Below are 10,682 nucleotides of genomic sequence, written 5' to 3'. Positions count from 1 at the left end.
GAGATCCACGAGCGGCAGCGCAAAGCCCATTCCTCACGGCGTATCCACGTCGAGCACGGGATCGCACACCTCAAGAACTGGCGAGCTCTCGCCCGTCACCTCGGGCGCCGGGAGCACATGAGCGACACCGTCCAAGCCGTCGCTGGCCTGCTCGCGCACCAGCAGACCGCAGCCCGAAATCGACAAGCTGAACCCCAGGACAGCAGGCCGCGACGTCTCACCGCCAACCATGCACGCGCTCGTTAGGGGTGGCCTGTTTCCAGCGGGCTAATACGTTAGATGCGGAGCTTCCAGAGCGGGCGGCGATACTGATCAGATCAGCGGGCACGAGGGGCAGTGCGCCCCTGGACTCGTCGAAAGATTTAGCTTCTGCGGCCTACCTCGTGGGGATCTTCCGCCCCGTCGGTCATGCGGCCGACGGGGCGGAAATCCACACACTTCTCCACCAAAGCGAATGGTTTGGAAATTTCTTGAGTAGGGCTCGTGCCCGTAGGGGCGTTATTTACTCACCGAACCGAAGAAATCATTTCTTGCACCTGGATGGAGGTGACTTCAGAAAGTCTTTCCGGTTCACCACTTTATCGCCATGGAGACCCGCGAGGACCTTGTCGGGGCTCAGCTCATCAATCTTCTCCAGGGAGAAGGGTAAGCGTCCCGATATCCCCTTCGATCCAATCGACCCTCGAATTTTGGCTACGTATGTCTTCGATGGCTGAATTTTCGTCAGCGTGGCAACGTTCACCTTGTACCCGTCGGGTGGGCTGAACAAGTTGATCTGCGACGGTGTACTTGCGCCGCTATCTCTTATCAGTGACCAGTGAGCTTCCGGGGCGGCGGCGTCGTCCAAGAAGACCGAGACTCCCCGGATCTTGAAGTCGGGGCAGGGCGCTACGAGTAGTCTGATTTCTCCGCTCTCGTTGCGTTCTGCCGCGAGCAATGCTTGGGGAGCCGGCGTGCAGCCTGTTACCGCTTGTGCAGACAGGATGCTGCCGATGAGCAGGGCCGACCCGCGTCTGGGGGCTCGTCCGTTCACCAATGGTCCTCTCGATCGATTCACGGCCGCGCCGGATGGCCTAGCCTCCCTGGTCGGTGCGGAACACGATTTGGAGGTCCTCACGCCCGACTGGATCGATGCTGTCCGTCACGCCGGTCCAGCTCAGGGAAGCAGAGTTGCGCGGATGACCAAAGTAGGAGCCTTGAATCAGTAACCGTGAGTTCCCCACTCCCGTCAAGACCCAGCGAGGCGGCGCAGCGGCTGCCGCTACCTGGCGGCGTGAGGCATTTCCGACAGCAGACCCCACCGTGAAAGATTCAACCAGTGCCTTATCTCAAATGTTGTATCGCCAAGACTCCCGTCCCGTCGGTCACGGAACCGACGGGACGGGAGTCGACAGGCTTCTCGACCCGCCCGCAAGTTGGGAACATCCTCGAGCGAGGCGCATGCCCGTAGGGGCGCAGTGGCTCACCGAACCGCAGAAATCATTTCTTGCACTTGGGTGGAGGCGACTTCAGAAAGTCTTTCCGGTTCACTACTTTATCGCCATGGAGACCTGTGAGGACCTTGCCGGGGCTCAGCTTGTCAATCTTTTCCAGAGAGAAATCCACGTAGCCGGATAGGCCTTTCGATCCGATGGATCCGTCAATTGCGGCGCTATATTTCTTCGATGGCTGAAATTCCGTCAGTGTGGAATCGTTCACCTTGTATCCGTCGGGTGGGCTGAGCAGGTTGATCTGTGACGGTGTACTTGCGCCTTTTTCTCTTATCAGTGCCCACCGGGCGTCTGGAGCGGCGTCGTCGTCCAGAATGACTGAGATTCCCCATATGCTGAATTCTGGGCAGGGCGCTACGAGTAGTCTGATGCCTCCGCTCTCGTTGCGCTCTGCTGCAAGCAATGCTTGGGGAGCCGGCGTGCAGCCTGTCACCGCTTGTGTAGACAGGATGGTGCCGATGAGCAGGGCCGACCCGCGTCTGAGGGCTCGTCCGTTCACCAATGGTCCTCTCGATCGATTCATGGCAGCGCCGGATGGCGTTCGTAGCCGCCCCAGTACAAGTTCGCGTCCATCTCGAACGAGTTCCCGTCCGAGGGGTCGCCGGTCTTCCAGAGGGAACGGAGTGTCTCATAGCCGAGATATTTCGCCACGAACAATTCTGCCTTGGGGTATCTGGCCCACTGTCGGGAGTGTATGGCCTCGTGCCTCTCGATCTCTGGCCCTTCTTCGTCGGCCTCCGCCGCCCCGTGCAAGCCGGAGATTATTGCCCGGGCTGACATTTCACGCTCCAGGAGGTCCTTGAATCTGTCCTTCGAGAGTGGATAGAAGTGGACGTCGCCGATGGTCATTGACCTGTCCTCGGCTGCTGGGGTGCTGCCGAAGCACAGGTATTGGGCGGCTCGTTTGGTGCAGCTGTCGGAGTTGGTTTTTGCGTAGGCGAGGGCTGCGATGTTCGCTCCGTTGATCGAGTTCATCCAGTGGAAGGGGTCGGTGACGATGTCGCCCATGTCGATGTCGGCCATGCAGTCGACTCGCATGTCGTCGGCCTGGCAGACGGAGGGCGGGGGCGGGGGCGTCGGTGCCGGTGCGGGGGGTGCCACCCACGGCGGCACGACCGGCGGCAGCGGTCCTCCCACGGATGGTCCGCACCTGTATTTGCCCAGGAGGCAGCCGGAGGTGGGGTAGGTGGGGGGCTTGGGCTTGAGGGATCCTGATGTGGAGGGTTTCGGGGGTGCCGGGGTGTGGCCGGGGGTGGTGTTTTCGTGGTCGGGGGTGGGGCGGGTGGGGCAGTCGATCTCGGCGCACATGCCCGAGGGGTCGGCGCTGGTGACGGGGTTGTTGCTCGCGTAGGAGTAGCCGTTGAGGGACTGGGCGGCGTTAGGGGCGAGGATCGGGTCCACGCTGAGGAACTGGCCGAGGGCGGGGTCGTATTCGCGTACCCCGATGTGGGTCAGGCCCGTGCCGGTGTCCTCGGGTTTGCCCAGGAACCGCTTGTCGTCCGGCCATGCTGTGGCGGCCGGGCCGCGGGCGGCTCCGAACGGGGTGGTGTACCGCTTGGCCACGGACTGGGTGTCGTCCGCGGACACGGTCAGTGATGTGGTGCCGTGGGCATCACCGGCGACGAACGACAGCTTGGGGGTGCCGGATTCGTTCGTGAGTGCGGCGATCTTGGTGCCGGTGATGCTGTAGGCGCGGGTGGCCCACCTCTTGGTGCCCTTGACGTGGACTTCCGTGGTTTGCGTGTAGAGGATCGTTTCTCCGGACGGGTCGCGGCGGATCAGCAGGTCGCCTTCCGCGTCGTAGAGGTAGTCCGTGGCCGTAGTGCCTTCGGTTACCCTGCCGAGATTGCCCTCCGCTGTCCAGGCCAAGGTCTGGGAGGTCGTGCTGCCCGGGGCTTCGACGCGCCTGGTGGTGTTGCCCGACACGTCGTAGGCGTACTGCTGGGCAACACCGTTGCAGGTGGACCCGGTCGTGGTGGCGGTGAGGGCGTGGGGGCGAGCCTGGTCGTAGCAGTACTTGCGGGTCGTCGGGGTGGCGGCGTTGGTCCTTTCCGTGGCTCGCTGGCCGGAGGCGGTGTAGGTGTAGCTCGTCCAGTACGGTGCTGCGCCGTCCAGATTCGCGACAGTGCGGCCGGCAGCTGCGCAGTCGGCGGATCTCGGGGTCCATGCCTCGGTCAGGCGGCGTTGGTCGTCGTAGGAGAAGCACTGGTTGTCGGCCTTGGTGAAGGCGCTCTGCGGGGCCGCGTCGAAGACCGACAGGACGTTCCCGGCCTGGTCGTAGGAGTAGGTCAGGTCCTGGAGGATGCCGGTGTGGGTCTGGTCGTTGACCGTGGACCGCAGCAGGCGGCGGGTGCCGTCCTCGTAGGTGCTGCCGATGAAGGTCTTGCGGACGCCGGCCGCGGAGGAGCGTGTCAGGGTGAGCTGTTCGACCTCGCCCAGCGGGGAGTAAGCCACGTTGTCGACGTAGCCGGTGGTGCCGGACAGCGCCTTGGGGAGACCGAAGTCGTTGTAGTGAACCTGGAGGATTTCTGAGGGCAGGCCACCGAGAGCCGGGGCGGCGGTGCTGTTGAGGGTGCCGTCGAGCCGGTAGTTGACGGTGTGGTCGGAGGTGGCACCCACCGCGCCGGACTGAACCAGCGGCTCGTCCGCGGGGAGGGTGAGGCGAGTGGTGGTGGCCCTGCCCAAGGTGTCGTACGCGGTGACGGACTTGGTGTATGCCCTGCCGCTCAGTCCGCCTTCGTAGCGGATGGATGCCGCCGGGGAGCCCTTGCGCACGGTGTCGTAGGTCCATGCCGCGAGCTTGTTGGCGTCGGACTTGGGGGACTTCCACAGGCCGGTCTTGCGGCCGAGTTCGTCGTAGCCGTACTCGAGGACTGTGCCGCGGGCGTCCGTCGTGGTCGCGATCTGGTCCAGGGCCGTGTAGGCGGTGGTACCTGTGCCCTTGTCGGGGTCACTGGCGGTGACGGTCCGGCCGAAGAGGTCGTAGTCGTAGCTCCACCTCGCGCCGTCGGGGCCAGTGACGGTCGCCGGCTTGCCGTCCACCGTGTAGGTGTGGCTCACGCTGGTGTACGGGGTGCCGGGTGCGGTAGCGCCGTAGGCGGGATCGTTCGGAGTCGTTCCGCTGTAGGTGCGGGTCTGGGTGGTCCGCCCGAGGGCGTCGGTGATGGTACGGGTCGCGGTGCCGCCCTGAAGTCCCGTCGTGGCGACCGAGTCGCCCGTGTAGGTGGTGGTCGTCTGCTGCTTCTGTACCCCGTAGACCAGGAAGGACGAAGTGGTGGGGCGGCCGAGACCGTCGAAGCCGGTCTGCGTCTGGGCGGGAGTGCTGCCGTACTCGGCGCGGGCGTAGACGCCCTCGGGGGCCTTGTCCTTGTCCCAGACGTCGGCGTACGTCTCGTGGGCGAGGCCCCGGGAGTCGTAGCGGGTGTCGGTCAGGATCCGGCCGCCGTTCGGCGACGGCGACTGCGTCTGCAGCGGGCGCAGCAGCGCGTCGGCGATGGTGTAGACCGTCTTGTAGCTACCGTCGGCGGCCAGAGTACCGACCGACGTCCACGGCTGTTTGCCGCGGGCGACCAGGTAGGCGTACTTGGCGTTCGGGGACTGGGACTGGCCGCGGTTGGGGAGCCAGGTGGCGGTGAGCCGGCCGAGCCCGTCGTAGGTGTTGTAGGTGGAGCCCATGTTGGCGTCGATGCTGCGCACGACGGATCCGCGCAGGTCGGTGTAGGTGTAGGTCCTGTGCTGCTGCCCATTGGCGGAGAGCTTCGGGGCGGTGCGGACGATGGCTTCCAGGGGGCCGGCCGCGGCGGGCGTGTAGCTGGTGGTGGTGGTGTTCCCGGCGGCGTCGGTGACGGTGAGAGGGCGGCCGAGTCTGGCGGTGGTGGTGTCGTAGGTGGTCTTGGCGACGGTCTGCCATCCGGCGCTGCCAGCCGGGTTGCGGTCGGCAGTTCCCGACGCTTGCGGGTAGGACTGGGCCCGTCCGGTCCAGGTTGCAAGGCCCAGGGTCGGGGTCTGCTGCGGGGTCCAGCCGGTGGCGTCGGGGCTGTCGAACACCACAGCGGTGTCGGTCAGGACATCCCCGCGGGTGGTGGAAGTGGCGGGCAGGTTGAGTCGGTCGTCGGTGACCGAGCAGTCGGCTGCGACGGTCCGGGTACGGGAGACGGTACTGGTGAGGCCCTTGGCGGCATTGCGGGCGTACCAGGTTCGGGTGCAGGTCTCGTCACCGGTCTTGGCGGTGTCGCCGTCCGAGGCGGTGCGCGTGGTCATGCCGTAGTCGTCGTAGGTGTTGGAGGTGCGGGTGGTGCGCCAGGTGCCGGCGGCGGTGAGGAAGGTATGACTGTTACTGGTCGCTGGGCGGACGTAGTGGGCTTTCGTGTTGCCGTCGGGTGTGGACTGTTTCGCGGTCTCCCTGCTCCAGGGGTCGTTCAGCGTGGCGGTCAGCGGGGTGCTCCCGTCGTAGCCGATCTCCTGGCGCAGGGATCCTGCGTACTGGTCATCGTCATTGATGTCGGCGAAGGCCAGCCCGGGGACCTGCACGGCGGTGACGACGGTGTTGCGTGTGGCGGTGGTGTTCTTGCGCTTGTCGCCGTGCATGCCCTGCATGTAGACCTTGACGGTTTTGGAGCGGGTCTTGCCGAGAGCTCCGGTGTGGGCGGTGATTCTTCCGTAGCCGCGCCACTGCGACCAGGTGCGTTCCTTCTCAGGGGTCAGCGGGTCGTCGTTGTGGTGCCAGCCCGGATTCTCGTACGTGTAGGAGTGCTCTACGAGGTCGTTCTGGCCGGCGGGGTCGGCGATGGTGACCGCGCTGACGTTGTACTTGTGGAACCAGTCGAGCTTGGGGTCGCCGCCGTTGATGGGCCAGTAGACCGGGAAGCAGGACAGGGAGTTGTCGTCCTCGGCCGTCGGCATCCTGGAGCCCCGCACGCACTGCGGATCGGAGAAGGTCACCGTGGTGATCGCGCCGGTCTCGGACGTGATGGTGTTGATGCGCGGCCGGTTGAGCGGCAGCACATTGTCACCGTCGGCGTCGACCCGGTTTTGGCGCATGTGATACGTGAAGTCGACCGGCGGAAGGTCAGCGGTGGATCCGTGGCGGCCGGTGCGCTTGACGGACTTCAGGACCAGGCTCTGGTCGCTGGTGTCGCCCAGGTCGCCGGGGTCGAGGTACTCCTGCGTGAGGTCGAAGACGTCGACGGGCGCATAGTCGTCAGGCTCGAGGGCCTTGGACCAGGCAAAGGTCTTGATGACCGTCATGCGCTTGCGGGTGAAGAAGGCAGGACCTGTCGCCTTGCAGTCGGTTGCACCGGTGGCGCAGATGGAGTCGAAGGGGACGTCGGGCCAGTTGTCCGCGGTGTCCTTGGTGAGGTTGGTGCAGTTCGCTGCGAAGCACCGCTCCTCGTATCCGAAGGTGACCTTGTGGGAAGGATTCGCGGTGAAGAGGCTGTCGGCGCGCTGGCCGTAGCGGATTTCGGAGAGGCTGCCGCCACGCGTGTAGGGCAGGAGCTTGCTCTTGTCTCCGCCCTTTGCGTAGTTGTTCGTCTCTGCCGCGTACCAGTAGCTGGCGGCGTTGCCGTGGACGTCCTGGACAAGGTCCAGATTCCAGCGCCAGGCCTGCTGTTCATGGCGGTTGGCGAAGCTGGAGCCTCTGCCGTAGCCGGGCTCGCCGGGGTCGTCGCCGAAGACCGGGACGGTCCAGGCGGAGTTGGTGCGCTGGGTGTCGGCTCCGGGCAGCTTGTTCAGGCCGAAGGTGTAGGTCGTGCCGTTGCCGGTGGTCACCTTCCAGTACTCGCCGTCGGCGTCACCGTTGTCCGCGCCCGTGCTGCGCGTCACCTGGGAGGCGTCGTCGTCCTTCAGCCTCCATGTTCCGCTGGTGTCGTCCTTGACGAGTTCGGCGGACTTGCCATTGAGGACCAGGACGGCGTTGTCGTACTTCCAACACAGGTCACGCTTGTCCTTCTGACCGTCGTCATCGCACGAGCCGTACTTCCGCTCTATGTACGACGAGGTCAGGTCAAAGCCCTCACCGACCTGTGAGCCCTGGTTGTTGGAGCTGGCCGTACGCCCGTCGATACTGCCGGAGCTGTAGGACAGGGACAGCGACGGCGAGGGGCCTGCCGCGGCAGGCGGGACCGCGACCGGGTAGGACCAGGTGAAGCCCCCGGAAGAGGATCCGGACTGCCAGCTGGAGGAAGCGGAGAGCGGTGTCGCGGCGAAATCGCCCGCGCCCTGCGGTGAGGTGGTGCCGGCGGCCATCACTGCGAAGACCGCCGGTGTATTCCGCTGCCCGGCACCGGGCAGGGCGCTGACGTCGGCCGTCAGCGTCTGGCTCTTGACGCTGTTGGCTGTGGGCAGGGGAGTGATCTCACGGCACTCGGCCCGGTCGGGAGTGGTCAGCGCGCAAGAGGGCAGGCTGACCAGGCCGAGACGGGTCGACCAGCCGCCGCCCACGGCAGAGGCGAAGGAGCTGTAGTCGACAGTGACCTGCGCCGGACCGGCCGCGGACCCCGCTGCGGTGAACAGCACACCGGTGATGCCGGCTCGTTGCGCAGCCTTCTGATCCAGCACCCTGACCGTGCTCTTCCCGCCCGTGACGGCCGGGGCCGCAAGAAGGCCGCCCGGTGCCCCCGCAGACACGAGCAGGCTCCTGGGCCTGCTCGTGGCCCGGACACCGACCAGGCCTACGGACTCGTTGCCAGTGAGCGTGACGGCTCTCGGCCAGGCGGCCTTGGCCTGATCGCGGGCGCGGTCGGCCTGCTTCTTGTTGTCCTTCTGATTCCTGGCAACGAGGTCGCGTGCGGCTTTCGCGCCCTGGGCGTTGACGGTCCGGACTTTGGCGTCCTTGTGCTTTGCAATCTTGGGAGCGCCTGGGAGGTCGGCAGCGGCAGCGTTCGGTGCCAAAGCAGTCGGTGCCACGAGGGCCAGAGCGAGGACGGCTATCAGCGGCGGCCGTCGGCGGAATCTTGCGCCGGGTGGACGTTTGGACACGCATCTCTCCTAGGAAGGGGTGTGCCGGAGGGCCGTGGCCGCCCAGGGGGGGCCACGGCCAAACGGTGAACGGTGTGAGACGGTCAGCTACCGGCGCGGAAGACGGTGTCCGATACCTGCTCGTTGTCCTTCATCGCGCCGGACCAAAGGCGCATGCCCTTGATTTCGCCGGGCAGGAAGTTGCCCCAGGCGCTGTTGGTGAAGCCCTTGCCGACGGCGAGGTCGCCAGTGCCGACGGTGGTCGCGTAGGCCTTGGGCTGAGCCTGGCCGACCGCGCCCACATAGAGGGTGATGGTGCCGTCCTGGGCGTTGTGTACGCCGGTCAACTGAACGCCGGTGTTGAGCGCGGCCGGGCTGTCGCTGACCGCTGAGGTTCCGGATCCGTCCGCTGTGAGCCGACCGAAGTGCCAGGTGCCTTCGGCGAGGGTCACCCACTCGGTGGGATCGATCTCGGACGGCTCTGTCCGGGTGCCGGTCTTCTCGAACCACAGCCCCCAGGACGATCCGGTTGCCGTGCGCTGGCCCATGACCTGGGCTTTGTAGCCGTTCGGCTTGTCGATCAGGCGGGCGTTGTCGAGCTTCGCCTCGGCCGTCACCGTGAAGGAGCCCGTGTCGTCGACGACCGGCCCTGCGGCGGTGGCCGCCTGGGTGGAGCCGTTCAGGACCAGGGCGCCGTTCGTGACGGGCGTACCGGCGGTCGCGGTCAGGGCCCGGCCGTTGCCGGACGTGTCGGTGTAGGCGGGGCCGGCTGTGGTTAGGTTCCAGGAAGCGGCCAGGTCGACGCGAGGCTTGCCGGTCGCCGGGTCGACGAGCGAGGAGTCCTGCTTAACCTCCTCGGCGCTCTTCTCGTCCTGCCAGGCCTTGACCTCGTCGATCCGGCCCGGTAGCTGTTCCGACCACGCTGCAGACTGTTTGGCGGCGCCGACTGCCATGACCCCGGTGGACGCGATGGGGTTGGTGACGGTCATCTGGCCCTGGAGCTGCCCGTTGACGTACAGCTTTGCGAGGTCGGTGGACTCGCTGTACGTGGCCGCGACATGGGTCCACACCCCGGCCTGTGCCGGGTTCCGACCGCTCAGCCGTCTGATGGCGCCGTTGCCGCCCGCCGTGTCGTCCGTGGCCATCTTCATCGACCACGGTTCGCCGGCGGCGGCGGTGATGGCGACACCGCTGAAGTTCTTGCCGCTCTGGCCCAGCATCGAGAAGGTGCCGTCTGTGCGGTCCAGGCGGACCCAGCCGGCCACGGTGAAGGAGGCACGGGTGTCGAACGCGGGCTTGGCACTGTTGGCGTACTGGCCGTTCGTCAGCTGCAGCGCGCGGTCCTCGTGCGGATTGGGCGTCTGCACCCAGCCCCTACGGCCGGTCGCGGGACGCTGGGCCCCGGCGGCGAGATACAGGTTGTTCCTGAGCGCCGGATCGGTGGTCGAGGTGTCGATGGCCTGGCCGGACGCTTCGTCGAAGGTCCAGTAACCGATCGGGTCCGGGCCCTCCTTGACCACGAAGTCGACCATCTTCGTCGCGCCCCAGCGGCCCACGGAGTCCTTGGCCTTCACGCTCAACTTCATCGTCCCCGACAGGGGCGGAGTGATCGAGACGGTCGGGTTCGAGCCGGCGATCTCGGTCCACGTGGTGTCCGTTGACAGCTTGTACGTGGCCGGCCCGGACCTCCTGTAGTCCGCTTGCGAGGGCGAGGCCCAGGTTGTGTGGCTACGGCAGACCTCAAGCGCGGCCTGAGATCACTTGCGGGACAGCCCTTACGAGCTCGTGCATGGTTGGTGGCGGCACGTCGAAAGGTGCAGGTCGGCGCGGTGGTCACTGTGGCTGACGGGCCCCGCGGGTGGCGGTCTGCTGGTGTGAGAGCAGTCCGGCGATGGCTTGGATCGTGTCACTCATCTGCTCGCGTCGGCCGAGGTGGCGAGCGAGTGCCCGGCAGTTCTTGAGGTGTGCGATGCCGTGCTCGACCCGGATCCGGCGTGAGGAGTGCGCCTTGCGTTGGCGTTCGTAGATCTCCTCGTACCACTCCGGCGGGTTCTTCTTGAACTTGCGGTGCGGTGGTGTCACCACGCGGCCGCCGGTCTGAGCGCCCAAGCCTTGGTAGCCGGCGTCGGCAAGGATCTCCACGGCCGGGCCGCTAATCAGGTGCTTGACCAGGCCTAACTGCCGGGCGTGGGTGATGTCGGCACAGCTTGCCGGCTGGGCGGGACTGCAGAACAG

7 protein-coding genes are annotated in these 10,682 nt (G+C 66.1%); 2 read left to right on the top strand and 5 right to left on the bottom strand.

Features of this window, described 5'->3' with window-relative positions; translation table 11 throughout:
- Positions 1-246 (top strand): transposase family protein (locus IH80_RS43225; RefSeq protein ID WP_234432516.1); only part of this gene is annotated, 246 nt, incomplete at its 5' end.
- A 277-nt stretch (positions 247-523) separates the two neighbouring features.
- On the opposite strand, the gene IH80_RS45155 is transcribed toward IH80_RS43225, so the two are convergent.
- The 4 genes from IH80_RS45155 to IH80_RS0137025 all read right to left on the bottom strand — a co-directional run bounded on the left by IH80_RS45155 (position 524) and on the right by IH80_RS0137025 (position 10,021).
- Entirely contained in the window at positions 524-1,033 is a 510-nt protein-coding gene (locus IH80_RS45155) for a hypothetical protein (protein WP_158943837.1), read from the bottom strand.
- Between the two features lie 446 nt (positions 1,034-1,479).
- Positions 1,480-1,989, bottom strand: a complete 510-nt coding sequence (locus IH80_RS45150; protein WP_158943835.1) for a hypothetical protein — start codon at positions 1,987-1,989, stop codon at positions 1,480-1,482.
- A gap of 20 nt (positions 1,990-2,009) precedes the next feature.
- Positions 2,010-8,468 (bottom strand): RHS repeat domain-containing protein, encoded by a 6,459-nt coding sequence (locus tag IH80_RS47035; protein WP_078906949.1) that lies wholly within the window; start codon positions 8,466-8,468, stop codon positions 2,010-2,012.
- Between the two features lie 83 nt (positions 8,469-8,551).
- Positions 8,552-10,021 carry a LamG domain-containing protein gene (locus IH80_RS0137025; RefSeq protein ID WP_158943833.1) on the bottom strand — a complete coding sequence of 490 codons (1,470 nt, stop codon included), beginning with the start codon at positions 10,019-10,021 and terminating at the stop codon, positions 8,552-8,554.
- Here IH80_RS0137025 and IH80_RS47030 point away from each other — a divergent pair.
- Entirely contained in the window at positions 10,011-10,142 is a 132-nt protein-coding gene (locus IH80_RS47030; RefSeq protein WP_267883542.1) for a hypothetical protein, read from the top strand. The two genes, IH80_RS0137025 and IH80_RS47030, sit on opposite strands and share 11 nt — an antisense overlap.
- 138 nt (positions 10,143-10,280) lie before the next feature.
- Here IH80_RS47030 and IH80_RS0137020 read toward each other — a convergent pair.
- Positions 10,281-10,682: transposase (locus IH80_RS0137020; protein WP_030966268.1), on the bottom strand; the 402-nt coding region annotated here is incomplete at its 5' end.

It is taken from the genome of Streptomyces sp. NRRL S-378, assembly GCF_000720645.1.
Taxonomy (GTDB): domain Bacteria; phylum Actinomycetota; class Actinomycetes; order Streptomycetales; family Streptomycetaceae; genus Streptomyces.
Note: the sequence above shows the minus strand (reverse complement) of the source record. Positions and strands in the feature narration are given on the sequence as shown.